Raw genomic sequence first — 18,633 nt, forward strand, 5'->3', positions numbered from 1 at the left:
GAGCGCGGGGTGGCGCTGGCCCTCGGGCGCACGGTCTACGACCCGTCCGACCCGATGGGAAAGATGTTCTTCAACATCCTGGCCACCTTCGCCGAGTTCGAGCTCGACCTGATCCGGCTTCGCACCCGCGAGGGCATGGCGATCGCACGCGCGCAGGGCAAGCTCAAAGGCAAGCCACCCAAGCTCTCAGCCAAGCAGCAGAAGCACCTGGTGCACCTGGACCGCGAAGGCGAGCACACGATCAGCGACCTGGCGGAGCTGTTCAACGTCTCCAGGGCGACCGTCTACCGCGTGCTGCAGCGCCACGCCGCCACCGGCGCCGCGCCGCCCGCGACCCCGTAGGCCGGGCCCGGGGCGCTACGGCCCGACGCGCACGATCGCGCTCTGCAGGGCGCACAGGATGATCGCGGGCCCGCCGGGCCTGCTGGCAAGGTCCTCCAGCTGGCTCTCGGCCCACGGATCGAACCGCACGAGCGCCCACGGATCGAACCGCACGAGCGCTCGACTCCACGCATCGACCCAGCGCCCGGCGACGCGCAGGTCGGGCGGCGCCGGCCGGGAGGACCCTGTTTCTTCCAGGAGCACGTCCAGCAGGTCGCAGTCGGCCGGGCGGCCTCTGAGTAGGCGCGCGGCCAGCCACGCACTCAGGGCGTCGACCTCGCCGTCGACGTCGATCCCGACGCGCTCGCACACAGCCCGGTAGCCGTCTGGATCACGCTGAGTGAGTAGCTCGGCCAGCATCGCTGAGGGGTTGTTCGATCCACTTGTCATGGCAACCACCTATGCGCTCTGGCCGAGGCCTGCTCGATGCGCGCGATCGAACATGCGTTCTACACTTGCGAGGGTGTCGCACAACCCGCCGAAGAACGACGCTTGGCGGCCCTATCCCGACGTGCGGTTCGTGCTCGTGCGCAACGTTGGGCGACTCAAGCCCTCGCGCGGCCTGATCCTCAGCTGGGACGACGAACGCCGACCACGCCGGGCCTTCGTCGTCTACTGGGACGACACCGGCCTGCGGCCGACCGGGAAGTATCAGTGGTTCCCGAAGGACCGGCTGATCCCGGTCCGGGTCGACCCGAACTGGCGCGACTCCTGATGTGACCTAGCTCACGCCGTCGTCGGGGTGCATCGGTGAGCGCACGGCGCGGCTGCCGCACACCTGGCCAGGGTGACTACATCTATCGGCCCTTGGGGCCCCCACACCGACACCTACGACCCGGACTGCACCCAGCCGTGCTGCGACTGGACCTGCAGGTCTGACTGTCTCTGCGCCCGCTGCACCGCGGACCGCGGACCGGTGCTCGACCGCTACGGCCTTCGCCCGCCCGAGCACGCTCGGCTCGTCGACCACGCCACCTACCACCCCGCCTTCGCAGCCTCGCTCGCTGGCGAGGCCCAGCACCTCGAGGAGGTACTGCGCCGCGCCCGCGACGTCAGCGAGCTGGGCTTTCACCCCAGGTGACAGACCTGCTCACGCCGGGCCGGTCAGCGCGGCGATCGCCGCGCTGAGACCACCGAGGACCTGGCCGACGACCCAGCACCCGGCCACGGCCACCAGCGCCGCCACCACGAGCGCCGGACCTGGCCGCCCGGACCGCCACAGGCGGCCGACGGCCGGGCTGACGCTCACGACCAGGACTGCGAGAACGAGTGCCGACATGGGTGTCACCTTTCGTCTGAGAGCGCCCCTGCGGCCCCCTTCGCGCGTAGAAGGTGTCGCCGGCACCCGCTCTGTGACATCCCTCCTGCGCCCGCGCGGCCGATTTCGTCGAAAGGGCCACGGCGACCTCAGAGCCGGGGTAGCGTCTCGCCAGCCCCGTAGGAGACCCGAGACTCCTGCGGGGCTTCTTCGTCTGGTCCCGGACCGGCGCGGCCAGCCCTGGTCAGCTCGTCACGGCCCTCCGGACCTGGCGGTCCGGACGGGCAGCGAGGAGACGGACGAGCCGAGTGGCCTCGGCGTCAGGATCGCCGGTGGAATCCGCGGTCGTGATCGCGGCCAGGCGCTGTTCGGCTGCCGGGTGTGAGGAGTAGTCGCCGTGCAGGCGCCGGACCTCGGGGCGGTCGTCCCACTCGGCCCGCAGCAGCGTCAGCGCCGCGGTGCCCGCGGCGGTGCCGTAGCGGCGCGTGGCCACCAGATCACAGCGGACCTCGCGGGCCTGGGACCGGGCGGCACCGCTACGGGTCCGCTCCAGAGCGCCCCTGGAGCGGACGAGGATGGTCATGGCCAGGGCGAACGGGATCAGCATGCTGGCCAGGCAGCAGAGCACGACCACCGGGCCCGTGCCGAACAGAGCCGCCGCGGCCGCTACGCCGGCCGCCCACGCGGCCAGCAGTCCAGCACAGACCGCGAGAACACGGCCGAGCAGTGCCCCTGCGGCGCTCAGGTTCGCGCGGACCCGTAGGTCGCCGCAGGTGACGTGGGCCAGCTCGTGGGAGATGCTCCAGTTCAGTGCGGGCTCGCTCGACCGTCGGATCGCGAGCAGCGGCACGATGAGGCTCACCCGGCGGCCGCGGAAGATCCCGCGCCGGACCCGCATCACCGGCCCCGGCTCGTTGGTGATGATCACCCGCGGCTGCTCGAGGCCGACCTCGGCCGCGTTGGCCTCGACGAGCTGCTCGATGAGGGCCGTCTCGGTCGCCGTGGCGGGCCGGCCGGGGCGACGCAGCCGGCGGCCGCGTGGCACGCCCCGGCCCTCGTCGACCAGGCCGGGCAGCTCCTTGCAGTAGATCCGGGCTAGATCCGCGTGCGCGGCGGTGGTGGCCACCGTGATGCCGGCGGCGTCGATGATCGGGACCAGGTGCTCGAAGATCCGGCGTCGAAGCCGGCCGCCGGCCCCGGAGCCGATCACCGCGCACATGTGGTCTTCGCGGTGCCACACTCCGTGACGGCGAGCGAGGATCGCGAAGATCGCGTCGCGTTCCTCGCTCATGTAGTACCGCCGGGCGGGGTGGAGTGTCTTGCCGATCATCAGCGCCCATCCCATCGGGATCAGCAGCAGCCACACGACGGCTGTCCAGGCGTTGTAGGTGCGCTGCCAGCGTGTGGTTCCGTGGCGTGCGAAGTGGATGAATGCCCGCAGCTGCCACCAGGTGCAGCGCCAGGTGTCGCGGAGCCGTCGAGGTTCAACGGTGCCCGGCACGCTCGGCGGCCGCTCACCCATCGCGTGCTTCACTGTCCTCGCCAGCACCGCCGCCGCGGGGCTCCGGATCGGCGTGCTCGCGCGCCGCGGGGCCGGCAGGCAGGCTCGTGTCGAGGGCGCGGGGGTCGGGCTCCTCGATGGTTCGGAAGGTGCGGATCGGCCTCAACGCTGTGCTCCCTACTGGCGCCGCGTCGGGCCTGCGGCGCGCTGTCGCTCCGCCGCGGTGCGATCCACCCGAGCGGCGGCGAGGTCGCCACCGGGGCTGCTCGCTGCAGGCTGGGCAAGGCTGGCCGCGGTGGTGACGCGGCCGTGGCCGGCCGCCTCGAGGGCGGCCCGAGCTGCTGGGCTCAGCTCGGGCTCGGGAGCCGCCACCGCCTCGGCGCCCGGTGTGCCCTCGGGCTCGGCCTGTGCGGCGAGCTCGGCGTTGACCTGGTCCAGTCGGTCCTTGGCCCTGACCAGGTCCTCGGCGTGCGGGAACGGCTTGTCGAGCTTGGCCTCGACGTCGGCCAGTACCCGGGTGTCTTCGGCGATCTCGGCTTCGTACAGGCCGATGCGTTTCTCGATCGCGCCGGTCTTGTTCTCGATGCTGCGGATCAGGCCGACGCTGGCTCCCTGGAGCTCGCGCAGTGTGGTGCGGTGCGCGGATCCGGGCACCTCGGCCAGCCCGATCATCACCATGTGCTCGGCGTTGCGGTCGATCGCCGGTGCGCGATCGCCAACGATGGTCACCTCGTGCCCGCCGACGGCGCCCATGACGACTGGTTCGTCGTGGCGGGTCGTCGACAAGATGAGCTGCTGGTTGCGCATCGCCCACGCTGCGGCGGCCGCGGCCGCGTCGACGCGGTTGTCCAGCGTGGTCGACCCGATCTTCATCCGGAACGCGTCACCGCTGGTGTCGACGGTGCGTGCGGCCGCGGCGCGCAGCTCGTCCACGTCGCGGCTGCGCGCCTCGAGGTTGCCCTCCGCGACGTGGCGGGTCTGGCGCAGGGCCGCCTGGGCACGGTGGTGGGCGACCTCTTGCCGGCGGAGCTTCTGGTAGGCCGCCTCGGCGTTGGCCTTCTCCAGCACCAGCGGGTTGCCCGAGGCCAGTGCCTTCGCTTCGGCCGCGGACAGGGCGGTGTCGCCGATGTCGTCGATCTCGCGCGTGTCCAGGCGCCCGCGCATCACCTGGGCGATGAAGGTGGCCTTGCGGCCCACGGTCTGCCAGGAGTAGGCGTCGAAGGAGCGCTCGACGACGTAGCGGTAGATCGCCACCTCGGCGTTCTGGTTGCCCTGGCGGATGCCGCGGCCGTCGCGTTGCTCGAGGTCGGCCGGCCGCCAGGGGCAGTCGACGTGGTGCATCGCGGTGAGCCGGTTCTGCACGTTCGTGCCCACGCCCATCTTCGCCGTCGAGCCGATCAGGACCGCGACGTGGCCGCTGCGCGCGGATGCGAACAGGCGTGCCTTCGCGGCGTCGTTCTTGGCCTCGTGGATGAACCGGACCGCGTCCGGTGCCATGCCGCCCTCGATGAGCTTGCTCCGCAGCTCGGTGTAGGCGTCCCAGCGGGTCTCGTGCGGGGTGCCGAGGTCGCTGAACACCAGCTGCAGCCCGCCCCGGATCGGGGACGACTCGCCGGTCACTTCGTCGAGGTAGACGTTGTCGCGGGTCTGTTTCCAGTGATCGAGGATCCTGGAGGCGACGGCGTCGAGCTTGACCGTTCCGGACTGTCGGGCGGCCTGGTCGACCAGACGCAGGTCGAGTGCCGCCTTCCGGCCGTCGGTGGAGATGAGGAGCATGTTGTCCTCGCTGGCGTCGACCTGGCGGCTGGCGACCTTCTCCGCGCGATCGGCGATCTGCGCGATGTAGTCCTCCAGCTCGGGGGTCGGGTCGAGCACGACGGTTTCCACGTCGCGCTTGCCGTCGCTGGCCCTCGGGGCCAGCTCGGGGACCGGGAGGTTCAGGTCCTCGGCGGTCTTCACGTCGGCGAAGACGTGCCACATGCGCAGCATCTCGGGCACGTTCTGGAACTTGGAGAACCGAGTCTTGAGCCGGAACCCGCCCGCCGGGCCCATCTCCATCTCGGTGACCTGGGAGCCGAACGTGGCCGCCCAGCCATCGAAGGAGGTGACGCCGGCCGCGGCGAGCAGGTCGGGGCGCAGGTAGCGCTGCATCACGTAGGCCTCGGTCACCGAGTTGGCCAGCGGCGTCGCGGTGGCCATCGTGGCCACCCGGTCCCCGTGCCGCTGGCGCAGGTACTCCAGCTTCATGTGCAGGTCGGTGGCCTGCTGGGAGCCCTCGATCGCGGCGTCGCGGATGTTGGAGACGGTCGCGAGGTTCTTGTACATGTGCGCCTCGTCGACGACCAGGTAGTCGATCCCGGTGTCCTCGAAGGACAGTCCGGGATCGCGGGGCATCGCAAGGGCCTTCTTGTGCCGCTCCTCCACGGCCAGGATCCGCTTCTCGATGCGCTTGACGCTCATCGAGTCCGCCTCGCGGGCTGCCTCCAGGCCTGCGCGGAGCTCGACGAGCTGTTGGTCGATGTAGCGGGCCTCGAAGTCGGCCGAGAGGCCGATCTTCTTGAACGCGCCCTGGGTCAGGATGATCGCGTCCCAGTCGTTGGCCGCCGCCCGCGCGACGAACAGCCGGCGCTTGTCGCCGGTCAGGTCCTGGGTCGATGCGGCGAGCACCCGGGCGCGGGGGTAGGCCTGGAGCCACTCGCGCGAGAACTGCTCGAGCATGTGGTTCGGGACCACCACGGCGGGCTTGGAGACCAAGCCCATCCGCTTCATCTCGGTGGCACCGCACACCATCTCGAGCGTGTTGTGCGTGACTACGAATCCCTCGGTGACGTACAGGTGCGACTCATGCGCGACCGCGATGCACTGCATCGGCTTGACTCCGAGTTGTTCCACGGTGACGATCGCGCGGCGAACGGGGCGTGAGCGGTCACGCACCTTCTCTGCCTTCCGCGACAGGCGGAACGGCACAGTGCCGTTGTCGAACGAGACCGAGACATCAAGCGATGTGCCGTTCGCGCGGGACCGAGGCCGGACGCGCGCGACGCCGCCAAGAGAACGGACGAGCCACGCGACGTCCTCCGCGAGACGTGCCGACACGGTGGACAGCGACATAGAGCCGCTCCGGTGATCCACCGTGCCGTCCGCGTCCATGACGCCCTGCAGGACCGCCAGACGCACCGCGGTCGGCGCCTCGCGGTACGCCAGCGGGATGTGCTTGTAGTGAGATGTCTTGCCCATCAGATCCAGATCGTGCAGCGACCGGACCATCTCGTTTGCGTTCCGCTGGAGACGGACAGCACCCACGATCTTGTAGTCGTATCGCCGCGTGGCGGACTTCTTGACGACGTAGCCGAACGGAAGTGTCGATTCGACGGCCGCGACGACCTCCGGGTCAGCGGTCGAGAACCCGACCTGGCTGGCTGCGGCGAAATTCCCGTCGCCGATCAGGATCCCGAGCAGGTAGGGATCCAACGGCCTGTCACGGCCGCCGTCGAATTCGGCGGCCGCGGCGATCGGAACGTCCCACTTCGGCTGACCCTTGGTGTTTCGGAGGCCCCGTGACATCAGTTCGCGAAGCGTCAGAGTCTTCGGGGCGATGCCAGCAGCCCGCCAGTCCGGGGTCGAGACCGTCCACAGGTGCTCGTCGTTGCACTCGACCGTGGCGCCGTCGCTGAACGTCACCTTGTAGACGTCCTTCGGCCCCTGCGGGTAGACGCCCACGATCGGCGTAGCGGAGCCGTCGACGGTGATCACTGACTCGCCGACCATCAGGTCGCCCATGCGGCGGAACCCGCTGGGCGTCAAGACGGGCGCGTCCATCGGCTGCGCCTTGCCGGCGCCGACCTGGTGGAACAGCCCGACTGCTGGTTCGGCGATCATCCGCGCGACCGCGGCCCGCTGGTGCGGCCGCAGGGTCAGGGACTCCGCGAGGCCTGGCAGGGACAGGTAGTCGCCGGCGGTGGTGTAGTCGCGTAGACGGATGGAGTTGAAGCGTCGGTTGTAGATCGCGGCCAGCTCGCTGGCTCGCTGCGGGTCCTCCCAGACCCACTCGGAGAACCGTTCCTGCAGCGCGTCGGCCTTCTCCTGTGCCGCGGTGGTCTCGACCGGGTTCAAGACCCGGCGCTTGCGGCCGTCGGGCCCCTCGACCTCGTCGGAGACCTCGATGCGCTTTTGCTCCATCAGGGACTGTGCGATGTCGGTGGCCGGGCGGCGTTCGGTGCCCCAGTCGTTGGTGGCGCGGATGCCCCATCGTGCGCCGCGGACCTCCCATTCGCCCGGCATCGGGTTCTCGACTCGCACCGTGCGGTCCTCGAGGAGCTCGGTGAGGAACTGCTGGTGCAGTTCCGCGCTGATCCACACTGCGCCGAGCCGGGCCTCGATCTCCTCCACGCCGATCGGGTCCGGCAGGACAGTGGTGAGCGCCTCGACGTTGACTCGGAACCGGTCATCGGTCGCCGCGGCGTCGACGGCGGCGTCGAGCTTGGTCCGTACGTCGCCGGAGAGGTAGTCGGGTGCGTGGACCAGGTCGCCGGTGACCGGGTCGTCGTAGACCATGTCACCGAGCGCGATGCGGGCCTCGTCCTCGGCGACGCCGAGCAGTCGGGCGATCAGCTGCAGGTCGACGTCGCCTGTCTCGTCCAGCGACAGCGCGATCGCCTCGGCCGGCGTCTCGGCGCCCTGCTTGAGCGGCCGCGGTACGACGACGCGCTGGACCAGCAGTGAGGCTGGGCTGCTGGTCTGGGCTTCCTCGTCGAAACGCTCCAGGGCGCGCACGAGGGCACTGTGCGGGTCCTGGCGGAACGTCACCAGGGCCCGTGGCGTGATGCGGGCGGTCTGCTCTACGCCGCGCTCGGGTTGGCCGGTGGCCGGGTCGAGCACTACCTCCCCGGTCTCGGGGTTGGTGAGCGGCTCGTAGCGGCCGGTGCCGCGCAGCGTGTACCGGTTGAGTGGCCCGTACTTGGCGACGTAGGCCTCGTAGTCGCCGCGCAGCTGCGTTCGCTGGGCCTCCAGCTCCGGGGTGTCCTCGACGTCGGCGGCCTCGGCCTCGAGCAGGCTGCGTGCGCCGTCACGTAGCCCGAGCAGCGCCCTGAGCTCGACCGCTTGAGTCTTGGGCACCGCCAGGGGCTCCAGGCGCCCACCGGCCGCGATCCGGAACCCGGATTCGGCCTGGGGGTCGGCGACGATCGAGCCGTCCCACAGCTCGGTCAGGTCGCTGACGGCCTGGGTGCGGGCCTGCACCGCCTCGGGGGTGACCTCGGTGAACACTTGGCCGCGGTCGCGGGCCTGGCGTACGACGTCGGAGAGCGCGACGGCCAGCCGGCCGTCGACGGTCGAGAGGTCCTCGACGAGGACCGACACGGTCTCGCCGCCGTACATGCCGGTCCCGACATGGAACTGGCCCAGCACGTGATCGGGGTGCTCGTCGAAGTAGTTGTTGACCCGGATCACCTTGCCGTCGACCTCGCGTGGGGTGACGGTCTCCCACGTCAGATCCGCCGGCGGGACGCCGTCGGCGCGCTTGCGGAAGAGCAGCAGGTCGGTGAGGGCCTCGGTGCCCGCGGCGCGGCGGTGGGCGCCGCTGGGGAGCCGTACGGCGCCGACCAGGTCGGCCTGCGCGTTCATCTCCCGGCGTGCGGCTGGGTTGGTGGCGTCCATCGTGAACGAGGACGTCAGCACCGCCACCATGCCGCCGGGTCGCGTCATGGCTAGCGACTTGATGATGAAGTGGTTGTGCATCGTGTGCTGGCCAGGGTTGTGCACCGGGTCGTGCAGTGTCACGTCGGCGAAAGGCACGTTCCCGACCACCGCGTCGAAGTGGTCGCGCGGGAACCGCGTGGACGCGAACGACTCCGCCCTGATGTCAGCATCGGGGTACAGGCCGTGCGCGATCGCCGCGGTGGTCGGGTCCAGCTCGATGCCGACCATCCGTGCACCCGCCGGTGCCATGCCGATGAAGGTGCCGGCGCCGCAGCCCGGCTCCAGCACGTCGCCGCCGGTGAACCCGAGCTCGGTGAGTGTGATCCAGATTTGGTCGACGTAGGAGGCGTCGGTGTAGTGCGCGTTGATCGTGGTCCGTCGCGCCGCGTCGTAGGCCCGGTCGTCGAGCAGCTCGCGCAGCTGCTCACGCTCCCGGGCCCACTCGGGCTTGGTGTCGTCGAAGACCTGCGGGATCGCGCCCCACGAGGACCAGCGCGCCAGGGTCTGCTGCTCCTCGGCTGTGGCGGGCCGGCCTTCGGCCTCGAGCAGGCGCGAGGTCTGGATCGCGGCCACGTTGGCGGCGAACCGGGCCTTTCCCCCGGAGGGGGCCAGGTCGCCTTGGGAGCGGGGCCGGAACGCTACAGCTCGGCGCTGCTCCCCTGCGGCGGCAGGAGCGCTCGCAGAGCCTGGATCCGCTCGCTCAGCTCGGCCTCGGTCATCTCCGAGGCCTCCCGGGGCAGCTGCACCAGCGGCAGCAGCGCCGTCCACCTGCGTTCCTGCTCGGCCTGCTCCTCGCTGAGCAGGGGCTGCGCCCAGCCTTCCCGGTCGGCTTCCTCCGCGGCCTCGTCCCTGAGCCGTGTCAGCTGGTCCTCGATCGTCGAGGGGCCCGGCAGGGCTCCCAGCAGGTCCTCCAGCTCCTCGATTAGGCTGCGCGGCTCCGGTTCCACCGAGTACACCAGGTCGCTCAGCACCAGGTCCTCGGCCTGCTTCTGGATCGCCCGCAGCTCCCGGACCGTCTCCAGGTACGGCAGGTCCGGCGGGAGCTGACGCTTCAGCCCGTCGCTGACCGTCACGATCTGCGCGGCCGCGGTCTCCCCCAGCGTCTCGAAGAACTCCGTCGGGTTCTTCAGCTCCGCGTACTTGCGCGGTGCGTGGCGGCGCCAGTGCTCCTGAGCCAGCACCCCGTACCTGTTCATCGCTGTCCCCTTCTGCGCCATCGCTCGCAAATAGGTCGAGAGCTGGCTGATAGTCGCCGCCGCGGGGTCGAGGCGGCGTCGTGCGGGCCTGGTCCAGGCGCGCGTCGGCCACGGGCTCCGGGGTCCCCCAGAGGTCGAACTCCAGCTGCTCGTCGCCGCCCGATCGCGCCACGCCCATCTCCTCGGTCTACTCGATCCTCGCATGCCGTTGCCTCCTTCCCTCAGCGGCGCAGGGTGCGTCCGTGGGTCTGCTGGACTCCGGTTCCCCGGGTCACCTTCGCCTGCACGCCACTGGTCCGTGTGGGTGCGTTCTGCACTTGGTCCTGGGTGGACTGGGAGAAGCCGTGCGAGGAGGCATCGCGAGCTGCGGCCTGCCGGTCGCTCATCTCCCCCTGCGCCTCGTTGCGCCGGTCGTAGGCGGCGGCCTCGGCGTGCTGGGCCTGCGCGGTGACGTCCTCGGCGATCTCCCTCTCCTCGCCTGCCTGGGTTGCCTGGCTCCACCCCTGCTCGGGTTCGGCATCGGGACCGCTCAGGGCCGGTCCGGTGCTCGTGCCGGTGGCCGCGGTCGCTGACGCTTCGGTGGTCTCGGCGGCCTGCCGGCGGTCGCGGGCCGCGTCGAGCTCGTCGACGCGGGTGGCGAGGATCTGTCGGTCGATCGGGTCGACGTAGGGCTCGATCCTGTCGATCAGTTCGGCGAAGCCCTCCCGGGTCGCGTCCGGTCCCGCCAGGTAGCGGTCCACGACCGCGTCGGCGGCTGTGCGGGCCTCGGGGAGGTCGGCCAGGGCGCTGCGCAGCAGCACCGGCCGGTCCTGCCACGCGGCGGCCGGGTCGCTGCCCGGGACCTCGACCTGGCGGACTTCGGCGCCCTTGCTGGACAGCTTGAAGAAGTCCTCCTCGGTGGCCTTCTGGCCGCCGGTGTCGGAGTCGTTGGCGACCCAGACGCGGCCGTTGGCCTTGGCCACGATCGCGTTGGCCTGCGTCTCGGTCATCGCGGTGCCCATCGGCGCCACGCCGGCCGCCTTGCCGTCGGAGGCGAGGCTGATCGCCATCGCGTCGAACGGGCCCTCGACGCGCACCAGCCGGGCGCCGGGTGCGGCCTCGTGGAGGCCGAAGACGTGATCGCCCTTGCGGAACGCCGGCGTCTCGCCGGTGTTGCGGACCTTGGGTGCTCGTGCGTCACCGGACAGGTCGCGGCCGAGGAATCCGACGGTCTCGCCGGTCTCGTGATCGCGGATGCCCATCATCGCGCGGTCGCGGAACACGTCGCGCACCCCGAACTTGCCGCGCTCGGCCAGGCCGGCGGCCACCATCTCCTCGTCGGTGGCGCCGTGGGCGCGGAGATGGTTGGTGAGGTTCTGCCAGCCTGACGGCGCGTAGCCGAGCTGCCACGGTCCCGACTCGAACTCCGAGCCGAGACGTTCGGTGAAGTACTTGTGTCCCGCCGATCCGGGCCGCAGCTGCGCGGCGTAGAAGTCGGCCGCCATGTTGTTGAGCTCGATGACGCGTTCGCGACGGATCGGCGCGGCCGCACCGGCAGACGGCGTCGTCGACGGGGCCGCTGAGGCTGCGGCGGCCTGGGGCCGTCGCTCGCGGGCCGCCTCGGCACTGCGCCGTGCACGGTCCTCTGCTGTACGGCGGGCCTCGGTGTTCTGTGCGGCCTGCTCGGTCAGCGCACCGATGAGCATCGACTCGGGGTTGAGTCCGCGGCGCTCGCGCATCATCGTGGCGATCTTCTCCGCGGACCTCTTCGCGCCGACGTCGCCGGTGAGGGCGGCCGCCGACGCGTCGCGCCATGCGTTCGCCAGCTCCTCGGGCTGTGCGGCATCGAAGCGGGCCGGGGTGAGGTAGGCGTGCCAGGAGTGGTTCTGTGCGATCTCCTCCGGCTGCCCGAGGTGCTCGGACAGGTCACCCATGCCGGCCTCCTGCATCGCGGCCTCATGCGAGGCGAGGTCGGTTGTGGTCCGCTGGTCGCGGCCCTCGTCCCAGACCTGGGCCAGGGCCTCGTCGCGGGCCTCGTGGTCGACGGTCCCGGCCGACGTCGTCCACTTGTCGGGGGTGAACTCCTCGCCGCGGCCGACGTGGTTGGCCCACTGCTCCCACTGGGAGCGCTCAGGGAGTACCTGGGTTTCGGAGTAGTACTGCCAGTCGTCGTGGAACGCCGTCTCGAGCGCGTTCATCGGTGGACGGTCCTGCTCCAGGGGCTTGATCTCGGCCGGGATGGTCCACCAGTCCGGGGCGTGGGTCGCGGCCAGTCCGTAGGCCTCGTTCATGCTCAGCAGCTTCGCGGCCGGCTTGGGGTCGGGCTGCAGGGTCGCGGGGTCGGTGAAGTTGACCAGCAGGGCCGGGTGCTGGCCGTGGGCGTTCTGGATGCGGCGGGCCATGTCCTGCTCCGCCATGCGGGCAGTCGGGTCCATCGCTGACCAGGCGGCGGCCGCGGCCCACCGGTGCGATGCGGCCACGGGGTGCAGCTTCTCCAGGCGCCCCTCGGCGGTCCAGGGGAGGTACTGCTGGCGGGCAGCGTCGCGCTGGGCGAGCCATTCCTCCCGGGTGCGGGCGGCGGCGTCGCGGGTCTTCTCCTGATGACGTCGCGCGTAGCGCTCCATCATCTGGGCCAGGCCAGTGGCCGCGGCGCGCAGCGCGCGGTCCATCTCGTGACCGATCTCGAGCTCTTCGTGTGCGTGGGTCATCGTCGTGCTCCCGAGGTAGTGGCGTTGCTGTGCTTTGTGATGGTGCTGTTCAACGTCGTATCAGTGAGCGCCGACGCATCCGCGCCGGCGACGGCGCCGCTCAGGGCGCCGGCGGCTGCGAGACCTCGCTGGATCTGCGCGGTCTCGATTTCGGCGAACATCCCGACCGGCACCGGGGCGCTGGGCCAGGTCGGCTCTGCGTTGTGGTAGCCCGATCCCGTCTTCGGGTCGACCTTCTTCATGTCGCACTTGTGGAAGACGCCGTCAGGGTCGGTGAGGGTGCGCATGTGGACGTCGAAGTGGTCGCGCAGCCACGTCGAGAACGACGGGGCGGGCTGCAGGCGCATCAGCTCGAAGGCCTCCCAGATCGCCTCCAGGCGGGTGATCGCCTCGGCGTGCTCCCACCAGTGGTCACACCAGCGGACCCGCTCGGCGACGTACTTGTGGACCCAGTTGGGCAGCACGAACTTCTCCACAAACAGGTCGACGGTCGCGAACCGCGCCGGCTCCGGTTCCGGGTCAGGCTGGGCGGGGGTCGACAGCGCCCTCATCAGCGCCTCGGTCTCGGCGTCGACGCGGCGAGCGGCAGTTTCGAGCTTGTGCTCGGCCCGCTCCAGCTTCCGGCCCGCGCGCGTGAACGCGCGCCGCGCCTTGGCCAGCTCTTCGCGGGCCGCTGCTCTCTGCCACTCCTCCTTCCCCTCGTCGGCCTCGATCGCGGCGGCCTTGACCTCGAGTACCGCGATGCGGCCCTCGAGGTCGGCCAGCGTGTCCTGGGCGGTGTCGACGGCATCCTGAGCGCGCTCCAGGGCCGTCTCGGCGGCCGGGAGGTCACCGGTGACGACCACCGGCACCTCCGCGGGCCTGCGTCGGGCCTCTGGCTCGGGGAGCTCGCTATAGAGCTCGGGCGTCTCGTAGTCGTCGTCGCTCGCCGGCATTTCAGATCACCTCCGCGACGTCTTCGCGTTCGGCGTTGACCATCTCGTCCTCGGCCTCCATCCACGCCTGCTTGAACGCAGCGGTGGAGGCCTCGATGCGGGGCGCGTCGACACGTTTGGAGCAGTCGACGAGCTCGCCGAGGATCGAGCGGCCACCGGCCGGCATGACGATGACGCGGCCGCGCGGGAACGCGGCCAGGTCGGACTCGGCGAAGATCCGCTCGTCCTTGAGCTGGGACGAGGTTGAGGAGTGGCCCGGTCCGACCGAGCGTGAGTGGTCCAGGCGCTGCCGGTCACCGATGAGCTGCGCCAGACCCGCTAGGTGCTCCTCGTCGCGCAGGCCTCGGCCGGCGCACGCGATGTTCGCTGCGGACCACATCTCGGTGAATCCGTCCTTGCCCCAGCACTTGAAGCCCTGAGCACGCGACTGGAGGATCACCACCAGGATCAGGCCCAGCGAGCCTGAGTAGCTGAACAGCGAGGGCAGCTCGCCCCAGCGCACGATGTTCGCGCACTCGTCGAGCATGAACAGGATCGGTGTCGGGACCCGGTCCCCGACCTCCTCGGCCAGGTCCATTCCGGCCGCGTGCAGCGCGATCGTCAGCGCGCCGACCAGTGCACGGGAGGAACCGGGCCCGTCCTTGGACAGCATGTAGATCGTCTGCGTGGAGCGGACGAAGTCGTAGGTCGAGAACTCCGGAAGGTCCTCGCCCTCCTCGGGCGGGGTGATCCACTTGGTGAACTTCGGGTTCCGCATCCACCGCACGGCCGAGCGTGCGCCGCCGTAGATGCCGTCGCGGGTCTCGGGGACCATCGACCTGGTCGAGTCGATGTCGTCCGCGGTGGCGTCGTAGCCGTGCGCCCGGAGGATCTCGGCGGGGTCGGTGTCGACACCTGGCCCGCCCTCGGGGAACTTGAGCCACTTCGCGATCGCCGTCACCGGCTGCTCACCGACCGCGGCCGCCATCACGAGCGCGGTCAGCAGGGCCAGTGACTCGGGGCCGAAGAACGGGTCCTCGGCGCCGAGGTCGCCGCCGGTGCGCGAGTCGCGCCAGATCGTTGCCAGCTTCTCCGCGCGCTCCAGGTCGGTGACGTAGCTCAGCGGGTTCCACCAGAACCGGGCGCCGTGGCGGAAGATGTTCTGCGGGTCGAAGACCCAGCAGCCGCCGAGCTCGGAGCGGGGACCCATCGTCATGTACACGATGTCGCGCTTGTTGCTCGTCGCCGCGACCGCTCCCTTGTGCTCGACGATCTGCGGGACCGCCACCGAGCGGGTGTTGTGGGTGACCACGAAGTCCTCGGTGACGAACAACCCGTCGAGGTTGGCCACCGAGATGCACGTCATGTCCGTGGGCTCGGCCGGCTCGATCGCCACGATGGAGCGAACCGGCGTCTCCGAGCGCCGCGCCGCGCGCCACTCCGCCCACCGGCCCACCTTGCGCGGCAGCCGGAACGGGCATCCGAGCTGGCCAGGAAGCCGGATGTGGGAGCGGTACGCCGGGAGGTGGGTGGTCTCCCTGCGGCTGGTCGTGACGGTGCCGCCCAGCGACTGCACCAGGAACCGCACGTCTTCGCTGAGATGGGGTGAGGACGTGGAGAACTGCACGCCGCCGTGGTCGATCCATCCGTCGGTGTCGAGCAGACCGGCGAGGACCGCGGCCCGCACGGCCGGCGGGGCCAGCAGGTAGTCCTGCGGCACGAACTTCTCCTCCGAGCGGTGCATGTGCAGCCCCAGCTGCTTGACCGCCTCCAGCAGCGCGTGACGGCGGCGCCCGCCAAGGCCCTGGACCGAGGAGGCCCGGAAGTCGTAGCCGCGGGTGCCGTCTTCCTTGGTGGTGTTCGGCACCCACCGCAGCGGCGGTGGGAGCGGCAGCATCGGAAGCAGGTCGTCGGGCTCCGCCGTGCTGAGTCCCACCGAATGCTTCTGGAAGCATCCGTCGCCCAGCAGGACGCCAAGGAAGTACGGCTCGATAGGGAGCAGCGGTCGCCGCTGCTCGAGTCGGGCACGGCGCTGCCATGCCAGCTCGGTCGCGTCAGGGCGCATCGTCCGCTCCGTCGGCGCCGGCCGCTCTGTCGGGTAGGGCGTCCCGAGCGGGAGCACCCCCTCGAACTCGACCGGCGCCACAAGCGGCAGGTAGAACCGAGCGCGGCCGTCTGAGGTCTTCAGGCCCCGCTCCAGGATTTCCGCGGTTGTCAACGTCTCCCAGCGGTCGTAGACAGCGCGATCGGCGCGGTGCTTGCCTCGCACCGTCCACAGGTGTTCGGGGTTGCAGATGACCTCGGTGCGGTCGTTCAGCGTTACCCGATACGCCTTGCACATCCCCTGGGGGAACACTCCGGTCACAGGGGTCGGCTGACCATCGACGCCGATCACGCGCTGGCCCGGGCGCAGGTCCTTGATCGGGACCCAGCCGTGGGGCGTGAGCACCGGAGCGTCGGACCGGAGCGCTTTCCCTGCTCGTGGGCCCATGATCCACACCTGACACCACTCGTAGGTGGAGTACAGCCACTCACCGGTCAGCACCGACTTGCACAGCGCGACACCGATCCCGGCCTTCTCGGATCCGAGCCTCTCGGTATCGGCTGCGACCGAGGCTGCTCGCAGCTCCTCGAGGTCGCGCCTCGACGACATCGACGAGGCCAGCCGGTCGGTCCACTCGCGGCCGGTCATCGCCTTGTAGATCGAGCGGCCGATCCACCACACGATCCCGACCAGCGGCACCGCGAAGACCACCAGCCAGCCCGAGGCGGCCAGTGACCACCGGCCCTTCGGGCCGGGCTGGAGCAGCCATCGGCCCGGGCCGCCGGCGCCGTGGCCGGCCACTGACGCGGCGAGCCAGGCGAGCATCCAGCCGCCGACCAGGACCACCAGCAGCCCGAGGACGCCCAGCCACAGCCACAGGCCTTCGTTGCCCGGCGAGGAGCGCTTGTTGGGGCGGGTATCAGACATGGGTGCGCCTCCTTGAGGGGCAGGGAAAAGCAGCAGCGAGGAGAGGGAGGGGCCGCGGCGCGCCGCGCAGGGTGGCGGTCATCGGTCCTCCCCCGGTGTCGGGTCGACGACGTCGCGCGGAACCGGGGTGCTCGAGGTGCGCCACTGGATCACCAGCTCCTCGACGCTTTGGGGATGACGCCGGCTGTAGGAGACCAGCAGCAGCGCCGCCACCATCCCGACGAAGTACACCGGGCTGGTCAGCCAGGCAGGCAGGTCGACGAACAGCGCCAGCGCGGAGACCGCGAGAGCGGCGAGCATCACCAGCCAGCACACGCCCCGAGAGCGCCTGGAGAGCGCGAGCTGTGCTGGATGGAAGCCCATGACCGTCTCCCGCTATCCGGCCGCGTAGGCGTCGAGAAGCTCTGAGCCGAGCCGCCGCGCGGCCGCGATGGCGTCCTCGAAGGTCTTGTTGGTGTCGTGGATCCCCGTCTCGATCTCGACCGGGGTCAGGTTGACCCGGAACGGGATACCTGGCCGCTTGCCGGACTTGATCAAGAACTTGCCCTTACCGACCGGCTCACCACCCTCGCCGGTCTCCGGGTCGACCTCGCCGATCTGCGCCCAGCCGGTGAGCATCTCCTTCTCGGTGTCCGAGATAGCGAACACCTCCTCGAGGTTGCCCAGCTCGCCCGGGTTCAGCCCGCCCATGTAGACCATCTCCGAGGCGGCGACGAAGCCCCACGCCTTCGCGGTGGCTTCCTCGTTGTGGAGCTTCAAGTCGTCCATGCCGTGCGTGCACAGCAGCTGGCCCAGACCCATCGTGCGGTTGAGTCGCGTGATCTCGTCGACGCGGTCGACCATGAACTCCGCGGCCCGCAGCGCGCGCCACAGCTCGTCCATGATCAGCAGGTAGATCCGGCGCGGAGCCAGCCCCGCGTCGGCCAGCGACTTGGCCGCGGCCAGCGCCGTGGACCCGTAGGTCCAGCACACCAGCTGCACGCCGGCCTGGAGCGCGGGATCCATCTCCTCGAACGCCGAAAGGTCGAAGACCACCGGCTTGTCGATCTCCAGTGGCGTCGTGGTGTGGTGAGCGAAGACCTCACCAAAGATCTCCGACCCGCCCGTCAGCGAGTTGAGCGCGTCGAGCAGCCCCTCGGCCCGGTCGTCGTACCGCTCGTCCTGGCCACGGTCCTGGGCCTGGATCCGCACCCGCGGGTGCCGGCTCTTGACCAGCGCCTGCACGTCACCGAACACCGGCACCCGGCCCGGGTTCTCCTCATCCCACGCGGCCAGCGCCGCAGAGAGCATGTTCCGCTCATGGGCGGCCAAGTCGCGCCCCAGCGCGAGCGCGCACAGCCCCACCGCGACGTTGATCCGGCGACCCCGGATGTTCGCCGAGACCCTGGCACGCACGTCGTCAGGCAGCCGCGGCAGCTGCGCCGCCACCGGCCCCGGGTCGAGTGGGTTGATGAACGAATCGGCACGGTTCAGCGCGATGTGCTGACCGTCCATCTGCTTGATCAGCTCGACGTAGTCCGGCTTCCAGTCCGACAGCGCCATCGGGAGGATGCTCTTGTACGGCAAGAACCCCGCGATCCGACGGATGAGGGTGGATTTCCCTACGCCGCGGCGCGCGATGATGAAGCCGCTGGGGTTGTTGACCATGCCGTGCAGGAACCACGACATCGGGTCCCCGCAGACCCAGCCGCGGCCCTCGAGGTGCTCGCCCAGCGGGGTGCCGATCAGCGGCAGGCTGGAGCCGACCACGAACGGGTACAGACCGCAGACCTGCAGGACCGTGGCCCGGAACTCCGGGGTCGGCATGATCCGCAGCGTCCGACCCCCGCCCGCCAGACGCCAACCCTTCGGACCAAGCTGGCCGATGACGCCCTCACGTTCGGCCTTGGTGAGCCGGCGCCTCTTCGGCTCCTCATAAGGCGCCTGCAGCTCCTTGCGCTCCCGACGCTCCCGACGAGACTGCGCCCAACGGGAGAACAGCGGTGCCCGGTCGTCCTGGCGGTGTGAGGCCTTCGCGAATGCCATCGC

At 70.5% G+C, this 18,633-nt stretch carries 13 protein-coding genes; 3 read left to right on the plus strand and 10 right to left on the minus strand.

Annotation, left to right across the window (positions count from 1 at the left end; all coding sequences use genetic code 11):
* Positions 1-342: helix-turn-helix domain-containing protein (locus ACYVAQ_RS22380; RefSeq protein WP_460792805.1), on the plus strand; the 342-nt coding region annotated here is incomplete at its 5' end.
* A gap of 15 nt (positions 343-357) precedes the next feature.
* Here the strand turns inward: ACYVAQ_RS22380 and ACYVAQ_RS22385 are convergent.
* Entirely contained in the window at positions 358-741 is a 384-nt protein-coding gene (locus ACYVAQ_RS22385) for a hypothetical protein (protein ID WP_460792806.1), read from the minus strand.
* 103 nt (positions 742-844) lie between these two features.
* On the opposite strand from ACYVAQ_RS22385, the gene ACYVAQ_RS22390 reads away from it, so the two are divergent.
* Complete coding sequence (locus ACYVAQ_RS22390; protein ID WP_460792807.1) at positions 845-1,096, plus strand: hypothetical protein; 252 nt, start codon at positions 845-847, stop codon at positions 1,094-1,096.
* A 201-nt stretch (positions 1,097-1,297) separates the two neighbouring features.
* Complete coding sequence (locus ACYVAQ_RS22395) at positions 1,298-1,462, plus strand: hypothetical protein (RefSeq protein ID WP_460792808.1); 165 nt, start codon at positions 1,298-1,300, stop codon at positions 1,460-1,462.
* 9 nt (positions 1,463-1,471) lie between these two features.
* Here the strand turns inward: ACYVAQ_RS22395 and ACYVAQ_RS22400 are convergent, their stop codons facing one another.
* From ACYVAQ_RS22400 to ACYVAQ_RS22440, 9 genes are all read right to left on the minus strand, one after another.
* Entirely contained in the window at positions 1,472-1,660 is a 189-nt protein-coding gene (locus tag ACYVAQ_RS22400; RefSeq protein ID WP_460792809.1) for a hypothetical protein, read from the minus strand.
* Between the two features lie 223 nt (positions 1,661-1,883).
* Positions 1,884-3,161: a M48 family metalloprotease gene (locus tag ACYVAQ_RS22405; RefSeq protein ID WP_460792810.1), complete on the minus strand. Its 1,278-nt coding sequence runs from the start codon at positions 3,159-3,161 to the stop codon at positions 1,884-1,886.
* Positions 3,162-3,317: 156 nt separating this feature from the next.
* Positions 3,318-9,410, minus strand: a complete 6,093-nt coding sequence (locus tag ACYVAQ_RS22410; RefSeq protein WP_460792811.1) for an LAGLIDADG family homing endonuclease — start codon at positions 9,408-9,410, stop codon at positions 3,318-3,320.
* A 65-nt stretch (positions 9,411-9,475) separates the two neighbouring features.
* Positions 9,476-10,033 (minus strand): hypothetical protein, encoded by a 558-nt coding sequence (locus ACYVAQ_RS22415; RefSeq protein ID WP_460792812.1) that lies wholly within the window; start codon positions 10,031-10,033, stop codon positions 9,476-9,478.
* Positions 10,034-10,254: 221 nt separating this feature from the next.
* A complete protein-coding gene (locus ACYVAQ_RS22420; RefSeq protein WP_460792813.1) occupies positions 10,255-12,720 on the minus strand; it encodes a toprim domain-containing protein in 2,466 nt (821 codons plus the stop codon).
* The gene (locus tag ACYVAQ_RS22425) at positions 12,717-13,655 is read right to left on the minus strand and encodes a DUF4913 domain-containing protein (protein ID WP_460792814.1); all 939 of its coding nucleotides are present in this window, start codon (positions 13,653-13,655) and stop codon (positions 12,717-12,719) included. Before ACYVAQ_RS22425 ends, ACYVAQ_RS22420 begins: the two co-directional genes overlap by 4 nt.
* A 1-nt stretch (position 13,656) precedes the next feature.
* Positions 13,657-16,605, minus strand: coding sequence for a TraM recognition domain-containing protein (locus ACYVAQ_RS22430; RefSeq protein WP_460792815.1), 2,949 nt, complete (start codon positions 16,603-16,605; stop codon positions 13,657-13,659).
* 78 nt (positions 16,606-16,683) lie between these two features.
* A complete protein-coding gene (locus ACYVAQ_RS22435; RefSeq protein WP_460792816.1) occupies positions 16,684-16,968 on the minus strand; it encodes a hypothetical protein in 285 nt (94 codons plus the stop codon).
* Positions 16,969-16,980: 12 nt separating this feature from the next.
* Positions 16,981-18,630, minus strand: a complete 1,650-nt coding sequence (locus ACYVAQ_RS22440; RefSeq protein ID WP_460792817.1) for an ATP/GTP-binding protein — start codon at positions 18,628-18,630, stop codon at positions 16,981-16,983.
* Positions 18,631-18,633: the final 3 nt, after the last annotated feature.

The organism is Nocardioides maradonensis, from assembly GCF_054777115.1.

Coding starts and splice junctions, on each gene's coding strand:
- ACYVAQ_RS22385 (WP_460792806.1), bottom strand. CDS start 741: ATGCTGGCCGAGCTACTCACTCAGCGTGATCCAGACGGCTACCGGGCT.
- ACYVAQ_RS22400 (WP_460792809.1), bottom strand. CDS start 1,660: ATGTCGGCACTCGTTCTCGCAGTCCTGGTCGTGAGCGTCAGCCCGGCC.
- ACYVAQ_RS22405 (WP_460792810.1), bottom strand. CDS start 3,161: ATGGGTGAGCGGCCGCCGAGCGTGCCGGGCACCGTTGAACCTCGACGG.
- ACYVAQ_RS22415 (WP_460792812.1), bottom strand. CDS start 10,033: ATGAACAGGTACGGGGTGCTGGCTCAGGAGCACTGGCGCCGCCACGCA.
- ACYVAQ_RS22420 (WP_460792813.1), bottom strand. CDS start 12,720: ATGACCCACGCACACGAAGAGCTCGAGATCGGTCACGAGATGGACCGC.
- ACYVAQ_RS22425 (WP_460792814.1), bottom strand. CDS start 13,655: ATGCCGGCGAGCGACGACGACTACGAGACGCCCGAGCTCTATAGCGAG.
- ACYVAQ_RS22430 (WP_460792815.1), bottom strand. CDS start 16,605: ATGTCTGATACCCGCCCCAACAAGCGCTCCTCGCCGGGCAACGAAGGC.
- ACYVAQ_RS22435 (WP_460792816.1), bottom strand. CDS start 16,968: ATGGGCTTCCATCCAGCACAGCTCGCGCTCTCCAGGCGCTCTCGGGGC.
- ACYVAQ_RS22440 (WP_460792817.1), bottom strand. CDS start 18,630: ATGGCATTCGCGAAGGCCTCACACCGCCAGGACGACCGGGCACCGCTG.